The sequence below is a fragment of the Cohnella sp. CFH 77786 genome, from assembly GCF_019400745.1.
GTDB lineage: Bacteria > Bacillota > Bacilli > Paenibacillales > Paenibacillaceae > Cohnella.
Window position 1 is genome coordinate 342,080 of the sequence record NZ_WJIB01000004.1, and the last position, 25,165, is coordinate 367,244.

General features: G+C 49.5%; 17 protein-coding genes. 10 read left to right on the top strand and 7 right to left on the bottom strand.

Translation table 11 applies throughout. The features are described from left to right. Window positions 1-183 precede the first annotated feature (183 nt). The 4 genes from GE107_RS08750 (at window position 184) to GE107_RS08765 (ending at window position 6,663) form a co-directional block, all read left to right on the top strand. Window positions 184-702: a dihydrofolate reductase family protein gene (locus tag GE107_RS08750; protein ID WP_219639296.1), complete on the top strand. Its 519-nt coding sequence runs from the start codon at window positions 184-186 to the stop codon at window positions 700-702. A 252-nt stretch (window positions 703-954) separates the two neighbouring features. Beyond that, a complete protein-coding gene (locus GE107_RS08755; RefSeq protein ID WP_219639297.1) occupies window positions 955-2,370 on the top strand; it encodes a hypothetical protein in 1,416 nt (471 codons plus the stop codon). 281 nt (window positions 2,371-2,651) lie between these two features. Beyond that, entirely contained in the window at window positions 2,652-5,345 is a 2,694-nt protein-coding gene (locus GE107_RS08760) for a putative bifunctional diguanylate cyclase/phosphodiesterase (RefSeq protein WP_219639298.1), read from the top strand. Beyond that, window positions 5,338-6,663 carry an ABC transporter substrate-binding protein gene (locus tag GE107_RS08765; protein WP_219639299.1) on the top strand — a complete coding sequence of 442 codons (1,326 nt, stop codon included), beginning with the start codon at window positions 5,338-5,340 and terminating at the stop codon, window positions 6,661-6,663. Before GE107_RS08760 ends, GE107_RS08765 begins: the two co-directional genes overlap by 8 nt. Here GE107_RS08765 and GE107_RS08770 read toward each other — a convergent pair. The 4 genes from GE107_RS08770 to GE107_RS08785 form a co-directional block, all read right to left on the bottom strand. Beyond that, window positions 6,609-7,121 (bottom strand): hypothetical protein, encoded by a 513-nt coding sequence (locus GE107_RS08770; RefSeq protein WP_219639300.1) that lies wholly within the window; start codon window positions 7,119-7,121, stop codon window positions 6,609-6,611. The two genes, GE107_RS08765 and GE107_RS08770, sit on opposite strands and share 55 nt — an antisense overlap. A 211-nt stretch (window positions 7,122-7,332) precedes the next feature. After that, window positions 7,333-8,757, bottom strand: coding sequence for an L-arabinose isomerase (gene araA, locus GE107_RS08775; RefSeq protein WP_219639301.1), 1,425 nt, complete (start codon window positions 8,755-8,757; stop codon window positions 7,333-7,335). 53 nt (window positions 8,758-8,810) lie between these two features. Continuing rightward, window positions 8,811-9,506 carry an L-ribulose-5-phosphate 4-epimerase gene (locus GE107_RS08780; RefSeq protein ID WP_219639302.1) on the bottom strand — a complete coding sequence of 232 codons (696 nt, stop codon included), beginning with the start codon at window positions 9,504-9,506 and terminating at the stop codon, window positions 8,811-8,813. A 2-nt stretch (window positions 9,507-9,508) separates the two neighbouring features. Then, window positions 9,509-11,125 (bottom strand): xylulokinase, encoded by a 1,617-nt coding sequence (locus tag GE107_RS08785; RefSeq protein ID WP_219639303.1) that lies wholly within the window; start codon window positions 11,123-11,125, stop codon window positions 9,509-9,511. Window positions 11,126-11,423: 298 nt separating this feature from the next. On the opposite strand from GE107_RS08785, the gene GE107_RS08790 reads away from it, so the two are divergent. Together GE107_RS08790 and GE107_RS26505 are read left to right on the top strand one after the other, a co-directional pair. Further along, window positions 11,424-12,515 carry a GntR family transcriptional regulator gene (locus tag GE107_RS08790; protein ID WP_219639304.1) on the top strand — a complete coding sequence of 364 codons (1,092 nt, stop codon included), beginning with the start codon at window positions 11,424-11,426 and terminating at the stop codon, window positions 12,513-12,515. Between the two features lie 321 nt (window positions 12,516-12,836). After that, window positions 12,837-15,941 (top strand): CBM35 domain-containing protein, encoded by a 3,105-nt coding sequence (locus tag GE107_RS26505; RefSeq protein ID WP_255570325.1) that lies wholly within the window; start codon window positions 12,837-12,839, stop codon window positions 15,939-15,941. A 33-nt stretch (window positions 15,942-15,974) separates the two neighbouring features. On the opposite strand, the gene GE107_RS08800 is transcribed toward GE107_RS26505, so the two are convergent. Both GE107_RS08800 and GE107_RS08805 read right to left on the bottom strand, forming a co-directional pair. Next, complete coding sequence (locus tag GE107_RS08800; RefSeq protein ID WP_219639305.1) at window positions 15,975-16,757, bottom strand: response regulator transcription factor; 783 nt, start codon at window positions 16,755-16,757, stop codon at window positions 15,975-15,977. Between the two features lie 5 nt (window positions 16,758-16,762). Continuing rightward, on the bottom strand, window positions 16,763-18,604 hold the full coding sequence (locus tag GE107_RS08805; protein WP_255570347.1) for a sensor histidine kinase: 1,842 nt from the start codon (window positions 18,602-18,604) through the stop codon (window positions 16,763-16,765). Between the two features lie 200 nt (window positions 18,605-18,804). Here GE107_RS08805 and GE107_RS08810 point away from each other — a divergent pair, with 200 nt between their 5' ends. The 4 genes from GE107_RS08810 (at window position 18,805) to GE107_RS08825 (ending at window position 24,413) form a co-directional block, all read left to right on the top strand. Next, complete coding sequence (locus GE107_RS08810) at window positions 18,805-20,175, top strand: ABC transporter substrate-binding protein (protein ID WP_219639307.1); 1,371 nt, start codon at window positions 18,805-18,807, stop codon at window positions 20,173-20,175. 93 nt (window positions 20,176-20,268) lie between these two features. Further along, window positions 20,269-21,138 (top strand): carbohydrate ABC transporter permease, encoded by an 870-nt coding sequence (locus GE107_RS08815; RefSeq protein WP_219639308.1) that lies wholly within the window; start codon window positions 20,269-20,271, stop codon window positions 21,136-21,138. Next, window positions 21,139-21,960: a carbohydrate ABC transporter permease gene (locus GE107_RS08820; protein WP_219639309.1), complete on the top strand. Its 822-nt coding sequence runs from the start codon at window positions 21,139-21,141 to the stop codon at window positions 21,958-21,960. Window positions 21,961-21,977: 17 nt separating this feature from the next. Next, window positions 21,978-24,413, top strand: a complete 2,436-nt coding sequence (locus GE107_RS08825; RefSeq protein WP_370636316.1) for a glycoside hydrolase family 31 protein — start codon at window positions 21,978-21,980, stop codon at window positions 24,411-24,413. A 68-nt stretch (window positions 24,414-24,481) separates the two neighbouring features. On the opposite strand, the gene GE107_RS08830 is transcribed toward GE107_RS08825, so the two are convergent. Further along, on the bottom strand, window positions 24,482-25,102 hold the full coding sequence (locus GE107_RS08830) for a TetR/AcrR family transcriptional regulator (RefSeq protein ID WP_219639310.1): 621 nt from the start codon (window positions 25,100-25,102) through the stop codon (window positions 24,482-24,484). Window positions 25,103-25,165: the final 63 nt, after the last annotated feature.

A 25,165-nucleotide genomic window follows, 5' to 3' on the forward strand; every position in this document is an offset into this window, starting at 1 on the left:
GACCCGTAACCGACCCCGAAGTCCAGTACCGACATGGATGTTACCAAGGCATATCCGCAAAGCACGAACATGGCTCGCCGAAATGGAATCTAAGTTGCCCAATTTGTCCGTAGAGGATCGTCCGGATCGGGTGGCGTCAGCAATATGAAGTATATGGAATCGAACATGAGGAGGAATCTGGATATGAAAACCATTTTATGGGCAACCTTAACCGCTAACGGCAATTATGCGCAATCCGGCCCCGAAAACCCGCCGAAAAAAGAAGCGCTGGACGATTTCGCGGCACACGTAAAGGCTGCGGGAAATTTCATTGCGGGACGCCGGACCTTCGAAGGCATGCGGGGCAATGGGGTCCCGGGGCCCTTTGCCGATATGGATATCGTAGTGGTTTCCAAGAGCGTCACGGAAATCCAAGGCGTAACCGTTGTGAGGTCGCCGCAGGAAGCCTTGAGGTACCTGAAGCAAAAAGGCCATCAAACCGCTCTCGTCAGCGGCGGAGCGGACGTCCACAATTCGTTTCTGGGCCAAGGACTTGTAGACGAGGTCATTTTCAATGTGGCGCCTGTGCTCGAAGGTAAAGGGTTGAATCTTTTGATCGATACAGATAACTACCGATATCAGCATGTGCAATTGCTGGACTGCAATCCCCTCGGCGGTGGCGTCGTTCAATTGCGCTATGCGATTGATCGAACCGTTTCCTAGGAAATTTATCCCGAAGCATCTTCCCCCGACTCCTAGGAAGTTTTGTCGAAAGACCATTCTCATTCGGGAGTGGTCTTTTCTTTGTTTATCGAGAGCTTCCGCATCATTACTTGAAGTGGTGGTTGCTCGACGTGGAAGAATGAATTGAGAAAAAAGGAGTGCAATTTCCGTCCGGCGAATATGTAAAAAAGAGGTCACCAAGAGATGCGGGAAGAGGGGGATTATCTAATCTATGATGGGAGGCAATGCAAATTGAATACGGTTCCTGTAGATGTTCTAATCATCGGCGGAGGGGTGCAAGGTTTAGTTCTGCTGGACGAACTCAAACGGCAAGGTTATTCAGCGGCATTAACCACGAACTCTTGTTTAGGAAGCGGTCAAACTTTGCATTCCCACGGCCTTCTGAACAGCGGCTATTGGATTATTAGACCCGAGCTGCGTAAAACGTTGAAGGAGATCGTGCTTCCCGCCGCCGAGGAAATGGGCCTGCAAATCTATGGAGAAGATCAGTGGTTTATCGTAGCCCCATCAAGCTTATCTGAAAAGCTATGCCCGGGCTGGAAAGCATGCGGATATGAATATGAGGAGGTCAATATCGGCAGCTTGCCATCCGGTTTTCAAGAAGGCGAACTCCGTTATCGTGCTGATTCTATCCGCGTTTTTCAGATTAACGAATACAATTATCCCAAACGCCAGCTAATTCGTCTTCTTAGCAAAGGAATGGATGAACATATCCTATATGGAGACATCGTTTCTTTCCATTGCGCTCCCTCGGAACAGAATACGTTGCCTGAGAACCGGGAGAGGACGATAACGGTTGATACCGTTGAAATACGGCTGCATGACACTGGCGAGAACGTTATTCTGACACCGAAATTCATCATCACCGCTGCAGGTACAGGTACGAAAAGGTTGATTCGGTCTCTTCAGGCTGAAACGTCTTGTATCGAATCACTGACGGCATCGGGCGCTGATGCGGGAGCCTGGAAGCAACGAATGGAAGAGCAACTGGGAAAAGTGAAGATTAATAAGCTGCACATGATATGCATCAAAGCCCCGCTCGGCATTTTACCTGCCGCTAGCGTTGTTTTGTTTGAATACGGACTATTAATCGTTGCTCATGTGAATCAAGATCATGACGACGTTCAGCATGACGACAGAGACTACGTCACATGGTACGTGACCCCGGTTGATCCGGATCAAACCTCTTACGATGACGCTCCCGATCAAGCCCATGCCGAAGTCAACAAGGAGTTAACCGCGGCAGGGATCAATAACCTTCTGCGAGCCTATCCTGCCCTGCGGCAGGCAGCGGAGAAATCGGACTCCCTCGTCCGGTTCACGGTGTTCGCCGGTTACAAACAGGATATCGGAGATCAGATGGGAGTCCCCCTATGCGAGTCCTTGGAAGGTTTCGACAATGTCATCCTGACATTGCCCTCCGTATCCATCAATGCTTGGATCAACGCAAAGAATGCCATTTCCTTGATAAGCACTCGGGCGAAGGCTAACGAATTCACGCCTATCCTTCCTTTCGGGGGAAGCGGAGCGAAAGTCGGTGTCGTAAACGAATTATCGGACACGGTAGAGTGGATGCGTTGGAAAGAGCTCCTTCAGGCATTTCCCGGAATCGCCCAGCAGGGCGCCGCGCGGAGTCTTGCCGAGTAAATGCTTTTCGCTTATCGATACTCCCCACCAACACGACCTCTTATTACGCACCCATTCCTTTTCTGCAGCGCGAAAAAGCGAAAGGAGCATGCCGCGGCAGCTCCTTTTCGTTTGCCATACTGAGATACAATCGGCCATTTCCTTCTCTTCGCAAGAAGGAATCTGTCTCATGGTGACGAATTACTTCGGTAAGTTATAACTTCTAATTTCTGGTATAGAATCGCGTATCATCATGCCATTGGGATCGCACATCTAGAACGAGAACGAAGAGGGGGCTTGCCATGCGTTCGCCATCTTCATTCCTCCTGCGGCGCCCGATTGTTCGATTAGGCGGGTATTTGCTCCTCGTTCTACTAGCGTTCGTCTCGGAATACAACGCCATTCCATGGTTTTACGGGTATCATGTAGGATTCGGACCGATGTTCCTGCTCATCATTCTATTGCTATACGGGATGGCCTGGAGCCTTCCTGCAGCCATATGCGTGTACGGAGCCCTGGCGTTAATTGGCGCCGACACCTGGCTCCATATCTGGTTGCCGATCGCGTTCATAGGGGTTTCCGGAATTCTCCTGAAGAGAATCCCCGACAAATTGATTCCGTTCGCGATTCTCTACTGGATGCTTGCCGGCATGCCCTTGTCCATCCTTCTCTATGCCCAAGAGACGGGCTACCGGGACAGTCTGGGCCTTCTGTTCAGCCTCAACGAATCCCTAACGGCCATCCTGTCGGCGATCGCCGCGGATATGGCCCTATCGTATATACCTGTCCTTCGCTGGCTCGCGAATGATCGCAAACGGTCCGGTTTTGCCCTGAGCCGGATCGTACTTCATTTGACGTTAGTCGCAACGGCCGTCCCCTTCTATTTTTTCATCCACATTAGCGGGTATCAGAACATGCAATCGGTGATCGATCAGGCTAGGAATGACCTTGAAGCCCGGATTGCGGTCGTCGATCGGAATCTGTCCGCTTGGTCGGAGAGCGACTATCGCTCCTTGCGGCTCAACGGGATTCTTCATCGGAGCGAGCTCGCCAATGATCTGCGGAGCCAGTCCGATTCCAAGCCACCTGCAAGTCTGGTCATGCTGGACTCGTATGGCCGTACCGTCACCGTCGTCGGGCTGGACCCCTCTCTGGTCGGCAAATACTATGACTGGAGGGTTGGAGGGAACGTGATTGCCAGGTACGACTCCATTTATTTGTGGGTACCCGCCGTCTCGTACCGGTATCCTACCGAGAAGTGGCGGTACTCTTATCTCGTCCGCGAAGCCGTTGTCGGAAGCGGCAAGAAGGCGGTGTTCCTTCTGCCGTACTCCCCCTACCTGGAACAACCCGTCCAATCTTATGCTTCCTATATCCGGCTCCTGCTTGTCTTCATCGCCGTCACGACGATGCTAACCTTGCTTCTGAACCGGCTGTTCTTGCGATCGCTTACCCGATTGACGGAGGCGACAACCGACATTCCCGACCGAATCGAGCAGGACGGCACGCTTACTTGGCCTCAGAGCGGAATCAGCGAGATTCGGCTGCTTACGGACAACTTCCGATCCGTCGCCGACCATCTGGCCCGGAATTTCCGTGAGGTGCTGAGTACGAACAAGCAGTTGAACAAGCAGAAGGAGCAGCTCGCGATATCGGAGAGCCGGTTGCAGCAGTTGGCTTACTACGATCATCTGACCGGCTTGCCCAACCGGCTCAGCATGAAGGAACGCTTGACGAAGGAATTGGAGGCAGCCGCCTCTTCCGGATGGAAGACATGCCTAACCGTTTTGTTTGTTGACTTGGATCGATTCAAGCAAGTGAACGACACGCTGGGACACCTCGTCGGGGACGAACTGTTATGCCTCGTGGCGGAACGGCTGTCGAGCGAGCTGTCCGAAGATTCCTTCCTTGCCCGCATCAGCGGCGATGAATTCGTGATTCTATTGCGGCATGCCGATCCCGAGGAAGCCACGAGAACGTGCGAACGGATTCTGGAGCAATTCCGCAGTCCGTTCGTGCTGTACGGGAATACGCTGTACATGACCCCGAGCGTCGGAATGGCCACGGCGCCTTCTCAAGGCACCGATATCGACACGCTCATGAAGAATGCGGATTCGGCGATGTATGCGGTGAAGGAGAACGGCGGCAAGGGATTTGCGGCTTTCTCGGAGGCGCTGAACGAGAGAATCTCTCAGTCGATGTGGCTCGAGAACAACTTGCATCAAGCGTTGATCAACCAGGAATTCGAGCTGCATTACCAGGTGAAGGTGAAGAGCGCTTCCGGCGACATCTCCGGCATGGAGGCGCTAGTCCGCTGGCATCATCCCGAACGAGGATTGATTCTGCCCGTCGAATTCATCCCGGTCGCCGAAGAGACGGGACTCATCGTCCCTCTGGGCGACTGGATCCTAAGGACGGCGTGCGAACAGAGCGTGAGGTGGCAGAAGGCCGGGTATCCCCCTTACCGGGTCGCGGTCAACCTGTCATCCCGGCAGTTCCATAATCCGCGCCTGATCGAGACGATCAAGGATATTCTGGCCGATACCGGCATGCCCGCGAGCTGCTTGGAGCTGGAAATTACCGAGAGCTATCTTCTCTCGGACGAGATCCGTGTTGTAGTTGTTCTACAGCAACTCAGGGAGCTGGACGTCGTGATCTCGATCGACGACTTCGGTACCGGGTACTCTTCCTTGAGCCAGCTGAAGCGATTCCCCGTTCAGGCGATCAAGATCGACAAATCCTTCATTCAGGGCATCGATTCCGACCGCAGCAACGAAAAGATCGTCAAAGCCGTCATCCAGCTGGCCCACAGCATGAACCTGAAGGTCGTAGCGGAAGGGGTCGAGACCGCCGCGGAGAAAGACCTGCTTCGGCGCTACGGATGCGACGAGCTGCAAGGGTATTTAATCGGGAAGCCGTTGCCCGCGGCTTCATTCGAGAAGCTGCTGGACAAGCTGGCCGTACAACGGACCGGGAGGGTGGGAGTGAATGACTAGAGGAGCATGGCCAACCGTCGGCCTCTTCCTAACCATCGTCGCCCTGCTAACCGCGTGCGCATCGGGCATCGAGCGCAATCCCGCTCAGGCCCCCGCTCCGGGAATCGCCTCGCCCAAGGTTCACAAGACCTCTTCCGGCGAGAAAGATTTGAACCATCCGAGAGGCAAGGTAACGGTGTGGAGTTATTACAACGGAGCGAAATGGATCGTTCCGATTATTGAAGCCGTCTATCCGGATCTGGACGTCGAGGTGACGGCGAAATCTTGGGACAACTTCGAGAACAACTATCTGGAAGCCGTCGATAAGGGCAACGCGCCGGACGTGTTGTTCGCTGACAACAAAATGCTTCGGAATCTGGTCGGCATGAATCTATTCGAGAATTTATCGGCTGCGCCTTATGGCGGGGAGTCGATCGCCAAGCGGTTCAATGACGCGACGATCGCCCCGTACCGGTTTCTCTCCGACAACGCTCTGTTCGGCTTGCCGCTGGATATCGGTCCGGCCGTCGCGTATTACCGAAGCGATTTGTTCCGGAAGGCCGGGCTGCCGGCCGAACCGGAAGCGCTGGGCAGTTACCTGGAGGATCCCGACCACTGGAAGGCGGCGGCTCTGAAGCTGAAGCTACAAGGCTCCTCGATCGCGTTCTCGGATTGGGACCCGATCTGGATGACGGAGTATTCTTCCGGCTACTTCGATCGCCGCCTTGCGTTTACTCGCGTTACGTCCGCCTTCGTCACCGCCATCGACTTAGCCCGCTTCTTACGAAAGAACGGGCTTGCATCCGGTCTGATGCTCGATACCGACGAGGGCCGGGCCTCACTGAACGACGGGAAGACGGCGATGTTCTACAACGGATGGTGGTACCGCAACGAACTGAAATCGGCCGCCCCGGACACTTCCGGACAGTGGCGCATGATGCGGCTTCCTCTCGGACTATACGGGTGGGCGGGCAGCTCCTGCGTCGTCATCTCCTCCTCGTCTTCCAATAAGGCGGGGGCCTGGGCCGTCGTCCGCACGTTGGCCGATCATTTGGCGAATGCATTGGAAGAGAGCTCCGTGGATGCGGGAGATCCCTTCTTCGGCGGACAGAAGCTGCGGCCGCTTTATATGGAATTGGTACGACGCATGCCGCCTTACACCCCTACGCCGTTGGACGAAAATGCGAAGCAGATCTGGGAGCAGCTGATCGGCAACGCTTTGGAGAGCGACGCGTATCCTATCGAAGTGCTGACGAATATCAAACAGTTGACGCTGGACTCGCTTCAATCGGATTTGGACATCTTGAAGGCCGTGCAGCACGACCCTTCCCCTCCGTGAACCAGCTCAAAATTATACGACCAGTAATATCCATCGGTCGTTTTTACAAGAAGAAGTATTACTTCCTCTCCAGGAGTTACAAAATGTACACTGCTCGCATTATCTTCTTTGCGTCCATGTTGAAGAAGTGTAATTTTAGATGAATCCGGGGAAGTTCCATAGACCACTTTTTGTACATCTATAGTCGCTGGAGTTACATCATAAAGCTCTTCCCCAAATCTTGTGATCAGACCCGACTTACGTTTGAAGCTATCACCTAACTGTTCAACTTTTCCTTTTATCACTAACTGAACACCGTATACTTCTTCTTCGATTGAACCGTTGTCATCGGTAACCAAATGCCCATGATCGATTTCATGATTTTGATTCGTTAACGAACCGATACTGCCTTGACCAAGAAATACGCCTGAAACAATGAATAGGGAAAATGTTACGATGATCCATGAGTATTTTTTCATAAAATAGTTTTCCCCCTTATGACTTATAAGGATACATATTATTGGCTTCTGCGCCACACTCTCATTGATAAGACTAGATTCCCGTCGAATATACTCGGAGAACGATATCAAGAAAAAAATGTAGATATTACTACTCAAAAAAAGAAACCGTTTCTTGGCAAATGGACTCATCCATTTACGAAAGAAACGGTTTCTGCATTTGCTTAATGGCTTACTTAATAACGACGTATTCCAAGTTCACCAGCTTGGCGTAGGTTACGATTTGGTCGGTCGTCAGGTTCAAGGAAACGACGGTGTGGTGGCCTCCGCCGTTCTCGATCCAGGCTTTCACTCCATCCTGGAAGTTCGGCTTCACGGTCCACAGGACGCGAGCGACCGGAAGCTTCGGAGCCGGAACCGTCGGCTCGAATGCGGAAATCTCGTTGATCAACAATTTATAATGCGTGCCGAAGTCCGCCATGGATACGACGACGCCTTCGCCGGCTTTGCCGTCGAATACCAGACGCGCGGGATCTTCACGACCGCCGATTCCGAGCGGAGAAACCACGATTTTCGGCTTGTTGCTTGCCAGGGACGGATCGACCTCAAGCATATGGGATTGAAGGATGGCTTCCTGACCGGCCGCCAGCTCGTAGGTGTAATCCTCCATAAAGCCCGTGTTTTGATTCCGGCTCATGACTTTCAGCAAGCGGTCGAGCGCGGCCGTCTTCCAGTCGCCTTCGCCGGCGAAGCCGTAGCCTTGCGCCATCAAACGCTGAACGGCAAGACCCGGAAGCTGCTTCATGCCGTGCAGATCTTCGAAGTTCGTGGTGAAGGCATTGTAGCCTCTCTCGTCCAAGAAGCGTTTCAGAGCGATTTCATAGCTTGCTTGAATTCTGACGCTGGCTTCCCAGGCTTCTTTGCTGTTCGTGCCGTAATCGAAGTCGTACCGCTCCGCATACTCACCCATCAGAGCATCGATTTCCTGCTCCGTAACGGCATTGACGTATTGAACGAGGTCGCCGATGCCGTAGTAATCCACGGTCCATCCGAATTGAATCTGGGCCTCGACCTTGTCCCCTTCCGTTACGCCCACGTTGCGCATGTTGTCGCCGAAACGGGCGACTTTGATGTTGAAGCTTTCGTTATAAGCAACCGCTACGTCCATCCAATCCGCAATCTGCTGCCGCACTTCCGGACGTTCCCAGTAGCCTACGACGATTTTGTTTTGTTTGTTCAGGCGGGCATTGATGAAGCCGTATTCGCGGTCGCCGTGAGCGGCCTGGTTCAGGTTCATGAAGTCCATGTCGATCGTTGCCCAAGGAATGCTTTCGTTGTATTGGGTTGCCAAGTGAAGCAGGGGCTTCTGCAGCAATTTCGTGCCGCGAATCCACATTTTCGCAGGCGAGAACGTATGCATCCATGTGATGACACCCGCCACTTCGTCGCGATAGTTGACCTCTTTCATGATGCTTGTGATTTTATCCGCGCTTACGGCCAGGTCCTGCAAGACAAGCGGATAAGGCAGCACGCCGCTGTTATTCAAGGCATCCGTCATCGTCTGCGCGTGTGCCTTCACTTCAGCCAGCGCTTCTTCCCCATACAGATGCTGCGAACCTACGACGAACCAAAACTGTTTCGCTGCTGTTGCCGACATTCTGATCATCCTCTTTTCCGAATTATAAATTGAATAATGACAGACTTACCTTCTTACTTCTGCCCGTAGTAGGCATCTTTCCCGTGTTTCCGGAGATAGTGCTTATCCAGAATGCCTTGCGGCAGTTCTTTGGCAAAATGATTCAATTGACGCGCGTACAAATTCATTTTGCAAACTTCCTCCAGCACGACGCTGTTGACGACCGCAGACTTCACGTCCTTCCCCCAGGTGAAAGGCGCATGTCCTTGGAGCAGGATGGCCGGTATGGCCATGACGTCCAGTCCCCGCTCCTCGAACGTTTCGATGATGACGCGGCCCGTCTCCGCTTCGTAGCCCCGGTCAATTTCCTCTTGGTTCAAGAATCGGGCGCAAGGGACGGCGCCATAGAAGGTGTCCGCATGCGTCGTTCCCATGACGGGAACATCAAGTCCCGCTTGCGCCCAGATGGTGGCCCAGGTCGAGTGGGTATGCACGATGCCGCCGATCTGCGGATAATGCTTATACAATACGGCGTGCGTCGCGGTATCGGAGGAAGGCCTTAGCGCTCCCTCTACCACACGGCCGTCGAGATCCACAACCACCATGTCGCTCGGTTTCATCTTTTCATAGCTGACTCCGCTCGGTTTGATGACGAACAGACCGCTTTCCCGATCGATGGCGCTCGCATTGCCCCAAGTGAATTTCACGAGTCCGTGCTTCGGCAAATCCAGATTGGCTTGATAAACCTCTTCTTTCAGCTGTTCTAACAACGTTAGCCCCTCCCGTTCTCCAACAGATGGTCTACAGCGGCCTGTTCGATGGCGAGCCCTGCCCGGTAGCGTTCGATGAACGCTTCAAAACCTCTCACATCCGCCGCATCCGGAGCAATCTCCTGTCCTTCGGCATCTTGGAAGACCTTCTGTTCGAGGAAGTCCTCCAAGCTCTCTGCTTGATCCTTGTTGATCATGTAAGAGGCCAGCAGCGCCATGCCCCATGCCCCGCCTTCGCCGGCCGTGGACATGACCGAAATCGGCACGTTCAGCGCGGCAGCCAGGATTTTCTGTCCGACGACGGGAGTTTTGAAGAGGCCGCCATGAGCCAGAATGCCGTCAATGGCCACCTGTTCGTTGTCGGTCAAAATATCCATGCCGAGCTTGAGCGCTCCGAAAGCCGTGAATAAGTGGGTTCGCATGAAATTCGCCAGATTGAAGTTGCTTTCCGGCGAGCGGACGAACAACGGCCGGCCTTTATCGATTCCGGTAATGTTCTCGCCCGAGAGATAGCCGTAGCTAAGCAAACCGCCGCCATCCGGGTCGGCTTCCAGCGCCTTGCCAAGCAATACGCTGAACAGTTTCCCGGAATCCGCTTCGTATCCCATTGCCGCGGAGAATTCACGGAACAATCCCATCCAGGCGTTAAGATCGCTGGAACAATTGTTGGCATGCACCATGCCGACCGGACTGCCGTTCGGCGTCGTGACCATATCGATCTCCGGATAAACCTTGGATAGTTCTTTCTCCAAGACAATCATCGCAAAGACGGAAGTGCCTACGGATATATTTCCCGTACGCTTCCTGACGCTATTCGTCGCCACCATGCCGGTTCCGGCATCGCCTTCAGGAGGACATAACGGAATGCCGGGCTGCAGATCCCCGGCCGGATCCAGAATGCCGGCTCCCGCCTCCGTAAGTTCACCGGCTTGCTCGCCGGAGAGATACACTTCGGGAAGAAGATCCTCCAGCTTCCACGGATAGCCTTTGGCTGCGATCAGCTCGTTAAATTGCTTGACCATCGATTGATGATAGTGATGGGTGGATTCATCAATGGGGAACATGCCGGATGCATCCCCGATTCCGATCGCTTTATTGCCGGTCAGCAGCCAGTGAATGTATCCGGCCAGCGTCGTCACGAAATCAATGCGCGGCACATGTTCCTCTTGGTTTAATATCGCTTGGTACAAATGAGCGATACTCCAGCGCTCGGGAATGTTGAATTGGAACAGGTCCGTCAGTTCTCTTGCCGCCGCGCCGGTTGTCGCGTTGCGCCAAGTCCGAAACGGCACCAGCAAGTCACCCTTGCTGTCGAACGCCATATAGCCGTGCATCATAGCGGAGAATCCGATCGAACCCACGGTCCGGAGGGTGACTCCGTAATTCCGTTCCACTTCCTTCTTCATTTCACGATAAGCGCTTTGGAGGCCTGTAAGGATATCCTCCTGGTTGTACGTCCAATATCCGTCTCTCAACAGATTTTCCCACTCGTAGCTTCCCGATGCGATGGTCTGGAAACGACGATCGATCAGCACCGCTTTGATCCGCGTAGATCCCAATTCGATACCCAGGGAGGTTTCTCCCTTGGTGATCGCTTCTTTCAAGTCTACATGACTCATGATCGGCATATCCCCTCTCCGTTCGCGGTTATCAAAAGAAGGCGCTTTCCCTTACTGACAGACTTAGTATATTTTTTGTACGTACATTTGTCAATATGGTCCAATAGTTATACCTACATAAGTTGCAGCGCCCTCTTTAGTCGACATCATGTCAGTATATTCCTATGGGCAAGCGTTGAACTTGTACCGTTGGAACCATAAAAAACCGCAAAAAATGGCGCTGTATTTGCAATCCATACAGTTCATGCTAGAATATGTACGTACAACTTTCCGAACAACGATGAAAGAAGTGGTTGGCATGAAGCCGAAGTATCAGATTATCATTGATGATATAAAAAGCAATATCCTGTCGGGAACCTACAAAGCGGGCGACCAAATTCCTACGGAATCCGCTTTGCAGGACAGCTACAACGTTAGCCGCCAGACGGTACGGAAGGCCATTCTGGAGTTATCGAACGAGGGGTTCCTGAGAAGCGAGAAGGGATCCGGCACGTACGTCAGCAGCCAGTACCGGTCCAGATCGGGCGGGAAAGCCATGAAGAAAACGATCGGTGTCATCACGACCTATATCTCGGATTACATCTTCCCCTCCATTATCCGCGGAATCGAAAGCCGATTAAACGAAGACAATTATTCGCTGCTGTTAGCCAGTACCAATAATGATATCGCGCAGGAAAAAAAGGCGTTGGAAATGATGCTGTCCTACGGCGTGGACGGACTGATTATTGAGCCTACCCGAAGCAACGTATACAACCCCAATATTGCATATTACCTGTCTTTTAAGGAGCAGGAGATTCCGTTCGCGATGATCAATGCCTACTATGAAGAGTTGGAGGTTCCTTTCTTCTGTCTGGATGACGTGCAGTCCAGCTATCTCGCAACCCGGGAACTGATTGCCAAAGGCCATACGCAGATCGGCATTATCGCGAAAATGGATGACTTGCAAGGGAAGTTTAGAATGAAAGGATTTATCAAGGCGATCGGGGAAGCCAAATTACGGTTTCAGCCCGAGCATGTGCTTTCATTCGATACGGCGACGAAGCCGGATTTATCCGCTAACTTGGAAGCGTTTCTGGGCGACAATCGGGATGGATTGACTGCGCTTGTGTGTTACAACGACGAGGTAGGCCTGGAAGTCGTCCATGTCTGCAGAAGGCTGGGAATCTCCATTCCGGACGAGCTGTCCATCATTGGCCAGGACAACTCGTATATCGCCAAAAACGCGAATATCAAACTGACGACGCTGACTCACCCTCAAGAGCAAATGGGACGCGACGCGGCGGACTGGGTCATTAAGAATTTGCAAGGCAAAAAAGACTTGCCCGCAGGCACCTACTACCAGCCCGTATTGATTGAGGGCGAAACCGTAAAAGCGATTGAAGTGGAATAGTTAGGGTCTGAGTGCTTTCAAGCGTCTCTATATAACCAAGCCCGTCGGAAGGATCCGGCGGGCTTGGGGTCGTTTCACTTGTCATCAGGACGGCTCAGCGGAAAGAAAGTGCAAAAAAAGCACACAAACGACTGCATGGAGACAAGCTGTGTTCCTCATTACAATAAGATTATTGCATGAATTCGCATTTGGTTGGTATTTTTTCCATTTAATGAAAGCGCATTCAATCAATAATGGGAGGTGATCCGTATGTAGCTTGTTAAGCTATATTGTGTGGTAAGGCATACGGAAATAAGTTAGAGTTCTAAGGAGGTTTGATCTATGTCCATTTATCAATTGGCTTATCAACGCAGTCGATTTCTCGGTTTCGTTTTGCTTATCCTTTGCTTAGGCGTTCCCATGATTTCTTGGCCCAAAGAAGTAAGTGCTGCCATTCAAGCGACCTATTATGTATCTCCTGTCGGCAGCGATTCGAATCCCGGGACGCAAGCGGCGCCCTTTTTAACGATCCAAAAGGCAAGGGATACGGTTCGGACGGTCAGCGGTTCCATGACGGGAGACATCGTGGTTTATTTGCGGGGCGGGAATTACTTCCTCAGCAATACGGTTAATTTCACGAATGCGGATTCCGGGTCCAACGGCTTTCAAATTCGATATGAAGCCTATCCTGGGGAAAAACCGGTAATGAGCGGCGGCACCAAGATTAATGGTTGGACGAGAGATACAACGAATACGAACCTGTTCAAGGCAACTTTGACTAGAAACAAAAAACTGCGCGCCTTATATGTCAACGGTCAAAGAGCTTACATGACGAGCAAGACGATCAACGCGCTCGGCGGCTATGGTACGTATTCCATTACGGCTGGGCAAGCTTCCTGGGCTTGGGCCAGCGGATCGCAGTCTGCGGGAACGAAATTTAATGCGACCGACTTGCCGATTGCGACGAGAAACCAATCGGATATCGAGCTTGAAACGCAGATGACCTGGAACCGCGTAATCGTCAGCGTAGATACGATCACGAATATCGGCAGCGGGCAGGTTGCCGCTATGCTGCAACAGCCGTACGGAGCTATTGCTCAGCGTATCAATTGGTCGCCATATAGTACGAACGGTTCCCAGAACGTATACAATGTGTTCGAATGGCTGACGAGCCCTGGACAATTTTATTTCGACAGAGCGAACCAAACGGTCTATTACTATCCGCGCGCCGGCGAGGATATGAGCACGGCGGAAGTCATTGCGCCGAATTTGGAAACACTGATCAATATTCAAGGGACGCCGATTACGGGACGGGTGCAAAATCTCGCGTTCAAAGGCATTACCTTTGCCCACTCGGATTATAACTTGTATCAGGTCGGAAACTCGTCAGGAGCCGCAACCGTACAAGCGGCAACGGTTGTCACTGCCTACGGGAATCCAAACTGGCATCGGGATTTCTACCGGAATTATGATATTTTCCCTGGGGCAATCAAGGTTAATGCCGCCAATAACATTCAATTCCTTGACGGCGAAGTCAAGCTCACCGGCGCGGATGGCATCGTCTTGGAGAATGACGTGCAGAACGTACTTATTTCCGGAAACTTCATCTATTCGACAGGCGGGACTTCGGTATCCGTCGGTCACCCGCAGCACGTTTACGTGAATGACCCGTCGAATTACCAAGTTTCGGACGGCGCGCCAGTTTCCAAGGAGAAATTTGCAAGCGGTACGGAGGCTGTTCCCCAAAATATTACGGTTTCAAATAACTATATATTGGATAGCAGCAGACTGTTTTTGGGACATGCGGCGATTACCGCGTTTTTTACGGATTCGCTCGACGTCAATCACAACCGGATCAAAAATACGCCGTATAACGGGATTTCGTTGGGGTGGGGATGGTCGAACTTCAACGGCAATTCCGTCTCCACGTTACCGAACATCCCGACGACGACGGCGAAGAACAACAATCTTAGCTATAATCATATTGTAGACACGATGCAAGTTTTAAACGATGCGGGACCGATTTACACGTTAGGAAGCATGCCCGTTACCACGATCAGCAACAACTATTTCGAGGGCGTCCCTGCCGGTCATAAATATGCCATGCATCCGGATGAAGGATCGGCTTATATCGCGATGCAAAATAATGTAATGAACGTAAATCCCGGGATAACCTGGACGCTGAACTCCGATAATACGGCGACATTCGGTTATAAACATGATTTAAACTTCACGCAGAACTATGCAACCGTTAACAAAATCTCCAACTACAACGTACCGAACAGCGTGATACAAAACGTAAACGCTTATTCGGATAACGTATGGCCAATCGAAGCCTATAACATTACGTTGAATTCCGGCGTGTCCGACTCGTATAGGGGTCTTGTTACGGCAACAGGCGTGCCTTTGCAGGACTACGTGCTCCCTTCCAGTGTTTTTGTGGATGCATCGACGACATCGATCGGCATTAAATCCGCTGGCGATGCAAGCAAATCCATCTGGCTTGCGCCTTCGGGGACGACGAATTTCGTAGAAGGCGCAACAATGAAGAGAGCAAGCGGAACAGCCAGCTCGATTGCGGTACCACAGACAGCGGGTACGTATAAACTGTATGTTGTAGACGCCCAGGGGAACCGATCAGCGGAATCCATGTATATGGTAAGAGTAACCGCGTCCTCTACGGGCAGCGTGTATGAAGCGGAATCCGCGCAGCTTTCGAGCGGCGCTAAAGTAAACACGGATCACCCGGGATATACGGGAACCGGATTCGTTGACGGATACTGGAGCTCCGGAGCGACCACGACCTTCAGCGTCAATGTTGCGTCTGCAGGCAGTTACCGTGTGACCGCTCGCTATGGTAACGCTCAGAACAACCCGTCAACGGTGAGCATTTACGTAAACGGTACGAAAATCAAACAAACAAGCTTCCCGAGGCTCGCGAACTGGGATACGTGGAGCAATCAATCCGAAGTGTTGACGCTGAACGCCGGAACGAATACGATTACCTACAAATACGATACTGGCGATACAGGTTGGATCAATCTTGATCGTATCACAGTATTGCCTGTGAAGTTTGAAGCGGAATCCGGGCAGCTTTTGGGCGGCGCTAAAGTAAACACGGATCACCCGGGATATACGGGAACCGGATTCGTTGACGGATACTGGATCTTGGGAGCGACCACGACATTCAGCGTAACCGCCGCAACGGAAGGGAATTATAACGTAACGGCGCGTTACGCAAACGCCCAAAACAATCCATCGACTGTGAGTATTTATGTGAACGGAACGAAAATCAAGCAAACCAGCTTCCCAAGACTTGCGAATTGGGATACGTGGGGGGATCAAACCGAAGTATTAGCCTTAAACGCAGGAGTCAATACGATTACGTATAAGTACGAATCCGGCGATACGGGTTGGATTAACCTCGATTACATCCAGGTTCAATAAGTGATAACAGGACCTGTTTCCCTTCTTGGGAAACTAGGTCCTGTTTTCGTCGGTTTCATTCGCTAACCGGCTCTTATACTCGGTTGGCGTCATTCCCGTAAACTGCTTGAAAATACGGCTGAAGTAAAAGGGATCGGGATAACCGACGGCTTCGCCAACCTCTTTGACGGTAAGCTCTTTTTTTAGCGAGAGCAGATGCTTGGCTTCGTTCATTCGGAGCGACATGATGTATTTGGATGGAGACTCCCCGGCAAATTTCAAAAAAATCTTGCTCAAATGCGGAGCATTAATGTTAAATTGTCTCGCAATATCTTCGAGGCTGATTTCCCGATAATAGTTAGATTTAATGAACTCGGCTACCGACTTTACCGTTTCTTCGGGTGAATATTGCTTTTTGGACAAGGGGGTCGGAGATCTCAAATCCGATCTTTTGCTCTCAATCTGTATTTTTAATCCAGAGAGCAGACCTTCCAAGTCCTTTTTTTTGACGGGTTTGAGCAAATAATCGATCACATTCATTTTCAACGCCTGTCGCGCGTACTCGAACTCGCTATAACCGCTGATAATGATTTTTTTTACCGAGGGGTAAATCTTTTCCACTGTGTTAATGAGTTCAATTCCGTCCAGAACGGGCATGTGGATATCCGTGATAATAATATCCGGAACTTGCGTGTTTTTCATGAACTGCAAGACGCTTTCTCCGTTATTTGAAGCGCAAATCACTTGGAAAAGTTCATCCGTATTCTGTATCTGTGAGACAAGTGTCTTACGCAGCAAAGGTTCGTCTTCGGCGACGATAATCGTAATTGGATTCATTTCCCTTATCCTCCTTTATCTTTCAAGTAGAGGGGGCCGCCAACCGTAACGACAGCACCGCGATCAGGCAGATTGCGAACATCGAATACCATCTGAGGGCCATAATGCAATTTCAACCGAATGTATACATTGAGCAGCCCCATGCCTTGCAATCTAAGAGCCGGAAGCACATTGCTGTCTTCGATCTCTTTAATTTGTTCGAATAACCGTGCGAATTCCTGATCTTCGAACCCAGGACCGTTATCCGCTACTTCAATAATCCATCGATTATCCAGGATTTTCCCGCTGACTGATATCATCCAGGGAGGACTTGTTTTCGTTCCGTATTTTAGCGCATTTTCGACGAGCGGCTGGATCATGATCTTGGGGATTTGAATTCTTTGAATCGAGTCATCGAAATGAATTGTGCTGGAAAGCATATCTCCATAACGAAGTTTCATGCACGTCAAGTACATTTCGGTATAGTTGAGCTCTGTTTGAATGTCCACAAGAGAGGATTCGTCAGTTGCAATATATCGCATCATGTCGGACAAATTGTCGCACATGACAATAATCTGTTCATACATCTTTTCATAAGCCATGGCGCTAATCGTCGCCAGTGAATTGTACAAAAAATGCGGATTCATTTGGGACTGAAGCGCGGTTATTTTAGCTTGCAGCTCTTGCGTTCGCGAGAGCAACAATTGATCAAACGACTCTTTGAGCCGGGCGTTCATTTTCACGAAAGAAGCATGAAGCCTGTCCCATTCGTTTAAACCGCTGTTTAATTCGGCCGCGGTGCCGGAAACGAGAGATTCCAAGCTCATTGATTTAATCGTTTTATTGAGAGCGCTTAGAGGACGAGTTATTTTTCTGGATGCAAAATAAGACAAAATGATGAGAAAGGAAAGGATAACCAAAGTAACCAGGATAGCCAGTTTCGTGAACTTGTTGAGCGGAGAGATCAGGGTTTTGTTTGAAATCATTACAGCAATATTCCAGTTCGTTAATTCAGAGTGCTTAATCGTAAGCAGAACTTTGTCTCTCGCTATTGGATCGTTGATATACATGCGTTGATCGGATGAAAAGTTATTCGACGGATTGCTTAGGATGCGATTCACGAATTGTTTGACCTGTTCGGAGGATTCATACGGATATATGACTTCACCGGCATTGGTATAAATGATAACCTTTTCAAGAGATGGATTGTGTTTGGCTAGTTTGATGAAGCCGTTAAATACTTTGTTGTAGTCCTGCTTAACTTCAACAATGCCTTCAGGAGTATTATATTTGTCGGAGAAACGGCGGAATAACGACAGAGATACGCTCTTTTTTAAATTTACGGTACCCGCGTTCGACTCCGATAGAAGGAGCACTTTCTTGTTCTTGCTGTCATTTACGAGATGGAACCAGGGCTGGCTATAAATATCGCTTTTCTTTTGGCTGTTATCGAAACCTACTCCAATGGAAATTCCCGAAAATAAATGCAGGTAAACTTGTTGTACGGGGTAAGAAGGACCAACCAATGCAACCAAAATATCGTAAAGATCGGTGTTAGACTTTTTTAAACGTGGATGATTGGGGTCAGAAGAAAGAGGCTCGTTTTCAATGCCTGAAGGTTCGTACGCCGAGATACGGTCGGTAATGAGATTGGAATATAAGATACTGACGGAGACGGAATCTAATTTTTGCACCTCCAGATCCAGTTGCGTTTGAAGCGCTGCGGACAACTCGGATATGGAGTTAAACGCTTTTGTTTTAAGCAGGTTAGAAGCCCATAAATAAAAAAGAACGAATAAAATCGTGATTCCGACAATGATAATCGTCGAATAGGTGAGAAACAGGATCGAACGGATCGAACGCGGCATTCGCAGCAAATGAATATACCACCCGTTCTGACGTTGATTTGCCTCTCATTGTGCATCTTGTGGGAAACAATTGTCAACCCTCGGCAAATTAATACAAATCAAACACACAAACATCTGCATGGAGGACATGACAGCGCTTTACTATAATGAAATTGCATAATGTGAATGCGGTTACAAAACAATGTGAAGGGGAGTTTTGCATGAAGAAAGCGTTGAGCATGCTTCTAGTGCTCGGACTAGCGGGCGGATTGTTGAGCGCCTGCGGTAATTCCGGGAACAATGGAAATTCGCCGCAAGCATCGAGTGAAGCAAGCAGTGCTCCTAGTCAGGCAGCCGCGACGGAAAGCTCCGCTTCGGAGAAGAAGGACGTGACCCTGTCCTATTTAGCAAGTCAAGACTGGATTAAAGAGCCGGAAATGAAGTTGGCCGAAAAATTCGAAGAGCAAACCGGCATTCATATCGACTATCAAATCGTACCCTCGGATCAATACTTCAATGTGCTCAAGGCTAAACTGGCGGCAGGGGAAGCGCCTGACATCTTCGGCGGGCAGAGCGGCAAATTCGACTTAGGTCCTTTGTACGATGTTGAAAATAACGCGGTCGATTTGACGAATGAAGAGTGGGTAAAAAGAGAGGATCCTCTGTTCATTGAGCAAGCAACTTGGAATTCCAAAGTCTACGCGCTGACGATATGGGATCCGAGCTCCAGCTGGATTATTGTATATAACAAGAAAATTTTCGAAAAGCTCGGATTGAGCATTCCGAAAAGTTACGCGGAGTTCCTCTCCGTTTGCGAAGCGATCAAGGCTTCCGGTATTACGCCGATCTATGAGCCGGTTTCCGACGGTTGGCACCACGTACTCTGGTTCCCCGAGTTGGGGGTAAGATACGAAGAACAGGATCCGGGGCTTGCCGGTAAATTAATTAACAACCAAGAAAAGTTCGAAAATGCGGCCGTTCTGGAGCAATCGCTGTCCCAATTCAATGAATTGATGCAAAAAGGCTTCTTTGGCGATAATGCTTTGTCCAACACCTACGCCGATACCGAGAAGAATATGGCCAGCGGCCAATATGCGATGACGGTTTACAATATCGGCTTGCCGGCGCAGATTGAAAAGGCCGTTCCTGGCAGCAGCGCGGCGGACTACGGATTTTTCCCGATTCCGCTCAATGACAACCAAGGCTTGAACGTTAACCCTGCGGCGCCAAGCAAGTTCATATCCGTCAGCTCCAAGCATATCGACGAGGCCAAACAGTACTTTGCCTACTTAACCCAACCGGAAAATCTCCAATATTTGCTTGATAACGAACCCAAATTTACCGATCTGAATTTCTCGGGAGTTAAAGCCAAATTCAATGAGAATCAAAAGGCGTTTTTCGATACTTACGGTCAACACACGGGCACCGTATATCAAACGGCCATCAATTACTTGAATCCACAATGGATGGATATCGGCAAAGATATGACCGCAATGATCGGCAAGCAAATGACGCCGAAAGATATTTTGAAAAACATCGATAAAAGACGCGAGCAACTAGCGAAAACCGCGAAAGATTCGAACTGGAAATAAAATCGGCGAATGATAAAACGGGGCTCGATTATAACATCGGTTATTATCGAGCCTTGCTTTTATCGAATGTCGAAAGAGAACGGGGAAACCACGATGACGAAACGAATGTATCCGTTTTATTTTGTCTCGATTGCGTTATGCTTTTACGTTGTTTTTACTGTTGTTCCTGGTTTGATGGGGATCTACTTATCTTTAACGGACTGGAACAGCTATGCCAAAGAAATTCACTTTGTCGGACTCGCCAACTTCAAGACGATTTTTTCATCCGATGAAAATTACCTGCTTGGAATAAAGAATACGGTAATTTTCACGATTTCAACGATCATGATTAAAACCGTTATCGGGTTGCTCTTAGCCGTTCTCGTGAATAAAGGAATCAAATGGAAAAGCCTGCATCGCGTCATCCTGTTTCTGCCGGCTGTTATACCGATGCTTGTAGTTGGAATCATATTCAAATCAATCTTCGAACCCCAGCAAGGATTCATGAATGAGGCTTTACGGGCGATCGGGCTGAATGCGTGGACCCAACATTGGTTGACGGATATTCAGTGGGCCTTCAAATCGATTATTGCGGTTGATGTTTGGAAAGGCGCAGGCTACATTATGGTCATCTTGTTAGCCAGTCTGCAAGCCATTTCCAATTCTTATTACGAAGCCGCGGAAATCGATGGAGCCAACGCTTTCATGAAATTCAGATTTATTACCGTCCCTTTATTGATGCCCGCGCTTACGGTAACGACCGTCTTGAATCTATTATACGGACTTAAAGTTTTCGACACGGTATACGTCCTTACGAATGGAGGACCGGGATACGCGACGGAAGTTGTCTATACGCAAGTGTTCAGTCAGTTTTCTCTTGGAAGTTATGGCGTCGGTACAGCTTTAATAACCGTGTTGTTTTTCATCATGACTCTGCTGGGCTATTTCGCCATCAAGTTAATGTCAAGAGAGGAACAGAATTGAATGAAAAACAAATGGATGAGAAATTCGATTCTGAATCTTGTGATCGGTTTGATCAGCATCATCGCCATAATCCCAATCTTGCTCATCGTCATTAATGCTTTTAAAACTTCTTATGAGGCAAGTTCGATGAACTTTAACTTGCCCGCTGAACTGCAATTCCAAAACTTCTCGACGGTTATCGAAAAGGGAAAGCTGGTTCATTCTTTCTTCAATAGCTTTGCTTATTCCAGTATTTCTTCTTTGTTTTGCATACTCTTCTCAGCTATGGCGGCTTATGTGCTGGCTCGTAATAAGACAAGGATAAATCGGGTTGTTTACTTGTTCATTCTCATGGGAATTGCATTGCCGATGAATTACTTCACCTTGATTGACGTGATGCAATGGACGGAACTCATAAACACAAGAGCAGGAATTATCGTTCTGTACATGGTAACGCAAATTCCGTTCAGCGTATTTATATTGTACGGATTTATTGGAGGCGTGCCGCGAGAGCTCGATGAGGCGGGAGTTATCGACGGGTGCGGGCCGAAACGCCTTTTCTTCTCGGTGATCTTTCCGATGCTGCAGCCGGCAGCGGTGACCGTCTTCATTTTATCTTTTTTAAATACGTGGAACGAATTTCTTTTGCCGCTCTACTATTTAAACAGCGCTCAAAAATGGCCGATGACCTTGGCGGTTTACAATTTCTTCGGACAATTCCAACAGTCTTGGAATTTGGTGAGCGCGGATATTATCCTAACGATTCTTCCGGTCGTCATCCTCTATCTGTTAGGACAACGCTTCATTATCGCCGGTATGACTAGCGGATCGGTAAAAGGTTAACGAAAGAGGGGGATCCTGTGCAAATTATACAGAGCGTCTCGATGCAGGATGGTTTATGGCTCGAAACGACAGAAGGAATGCTGAAGCTGACTCCTTATTCGGATAAGATTATTCGAGTCCGTTTCACCAAGGAAGCGGAATTTAGCCATAAACCAAGTCTGATGGTCGTTGAAACGAAAGGGGAGCCGGTTCCGTTTTCCTTTGAAGACAAGATCAATCATTTGGAATTTCGTACAACGGATCTCGTTATCAGAATGGATAAGCGTACAAGCGCTTTTACTTACTTGGATGCTAGCGGCAACCTCTTGGCGAAAGAGCCCGCCCGTGGGGGAAAGACGCTCGTACCGATCGATGTCGTCAAATCGGTCTTTGACGGCAATGCCGTGCTGGAAGCGGGACAAGGAGCCGATGGACTTAGAGTCCGGGCGGATAAGATTACGAAGGTAATCGACAGAAAAGCTTACCATACGAAGCTAGAGTTTGAATGGGTTGAAGGCGAAGCCCTATATGGACTCGGCTCGCACGAAGAAGGCATGTTGAATTTGCGGGGACAACACCAATTTCTCTATCAGCAAAATATGAAAGCGGTCATTCCCGTTCTCGTCTCGACGCAGGGATACGGTATTCTGATGGATAGCTATTCGTTGATGAAATTCCATGACGATGCATTCGGCTCCTATTTGTCGACCGAGGTGGATGACGAGCTTGATTATTATTTTATATACGGACCGGAATTTGATGATATCGTGAAAGGGATAAGATATATCACTGGCAAGGCGCCTATGCTGCCGAAATGGGCGTACGGTTACATTCAATCCAAGGAACGGTATCGATCGCAGCAAGAATTGATTGACACGGTACGTGAATACCGTTCGCGCGGGTTGCCAATAGACTGCATCGTATTGGATTGGAAGTCCTGGACAGGAGAGCTTTGGGGGCAGAAGACATTGGATCCTGAACGCTTCCCCGATCCAAAGAAAATGATGGAGGAGCTGCACCGGCTTGATACGCGCCTCATGGTTTCCATTTGGCCGATTATGAATCCCAATAGCGACAATCACAAAGAGATGGCGGAGCATAATTGCCTTCTAGGAAATCGCGCGAATTACGATGCGTTTCAGGAAAAAGCCCGGGAACTTTATTGGAAGCAAGCCAATGAGGGGTTGTTTTCTTATGACATTGACGCATGGTGGTGCGATTGTACCGAACCGTTCGAGGCCGATTGGAACGGCTCCGTCAAACTTGAACCGGAAGAACGGATGCGTATTAATACAGAGGAAGCGAAGCTCTATTTGGATCCCGAATATATCAACGCGTATTCATTGCTCCATTCTCGCGGGATTTACGAAGGACAACGCAAAACGACAGAAAGCAAACGCGTGGTTAACTTGACCCGTTCTGCCTATGCGGGTCAACATCGATACGGTACGATTACCTGGTCCGGCGATATTTCCGCGAATTGGGAAACGCTGCGCAAGCAAATACCCGATGCGCTCAATTTTTGCGCGACGGGATCACCCTATTGGACGATGGACATTGGGGGATTCTTTGTCCAAAACAAACCTGATCTATGGTTTTGGAGCGGAGATTATAACGAAGGCGTTCAAGATTCGGGCTACCGTGAATTGTACGTGAGATGGTTTCAATATGGCACCTTTCTGCCCATGTTCCGATCCCATGGAACGGATACGCCCCGCGAAATCTGGCAATTCGGTGAGCCAGGCGAACCGTTCTACGATGCGCTTAACAACTTTCTATGCCTGAGATATCGATTAATGCCCTATATTTATTCTCTTGCGTTTCAAATTTACCATGATGATTACACGCTTCTACGAGCGCTGCCGTTCGATTTCCGGCACGATCCTAGAACTTTCAACATCAAAGACCAATTCATGTTCGGTCCTGCCTTGCTCGTCAATCCCGTTACCGAGCCTATGTATTTCAATGTCGGGTCGCAACCTATAGAAGGTGCGATAAAGACCAGAAAAGTTTATTTACCTGAAGGTTGTAAATGGTTTGATTTCTGGAATCATCGAGTTTACGATGGCGGTCAAACGTTGGAGTGTGACTCTCGTTTGGAGCGAATTCCATTGTTTGTTCGTTCGGGATCCATCCTGCCTATGGGGGATGAAATTCAATCTACGAATGATCGTTCTCGTGATCAATTGTATGTTCGAGTGTATGCAGGTCAAAATGCGACTTTTGATTTCTACGAAGATGAAGGCGACAACTATAGTTATGAGAATGGCAATTACTCGATTATGCGAATGCATTGGGACGATCAAAACCGAATTTTTTCGATTGAAGAAAGATTAGGTTCTTATCCGGGAATGATATCGCAACGGGAAGTCTTAGTTTTCATATTTGATCCTCAAGATTTAGAGGAACAACAACATTCCAAGTATGCGGTAATTCGTTATACCGGGAGTTTCGTTGAAACGGTATTTGAATAGGGGGGCGGGGAATGAAAACAGGAGCCCATCGCAGAAGTCCGATGGGCTTGTTTTTGCGGATCGAGGAGTTAGTCGGCGGTCGGGCCGTGAACGCCGGGACCGGTACTTTCTTTGAATCCTTCCAAGAATGCGCGAATAACCTCCGTAGTTTCATCCAGCGCGCTCGGTTTCAGGGACTCATTGGCAAGCCAGAGAGCCGTTTCGTTTAACCCGCCCGAAATAAAGTGGGTCAGGGCATCGAGAGGAATCATGCGTAAGTGCCCTTGTTTCTGCATGATTCCAAGCTGCTCCCTCAATAAACGCATGGAGTGGTTCTTATCCATCTCTCTCCAAGTTTCCCAACCTAGAATCGCCGGGCCATCTATCAACATGATTCGCTTATTTCGCTCTTCAACAGCAGCCATAATGAATGCGCGGCAACCTAAGAAGAGCTGCTGCCACGAATCTTCGCTTGTCGAAGCTTCCCTCTCCACCCTTTCGGCAACCTCTCGCTGGACATCTTCCAGTACAACCCGAAACAGTTCTTTCTTGTTGCGAAAATGATGATAAACCGCTCCACGCGTTAGATTCGCTTCATGAACGATCGATTCCAATACCGCTTTCGCATAGCCGTACACGGTAAAATGGGTTCTGGCGACTTCGATCAATTTACGTATCGTTTCCGTTGTCTCTGCTTTGCTTCTCCTCATGATCGGCAAGTTCTCCATTCATCAGACATGTATGCGCCCAAACGAGCTCATGAATGATTGTAC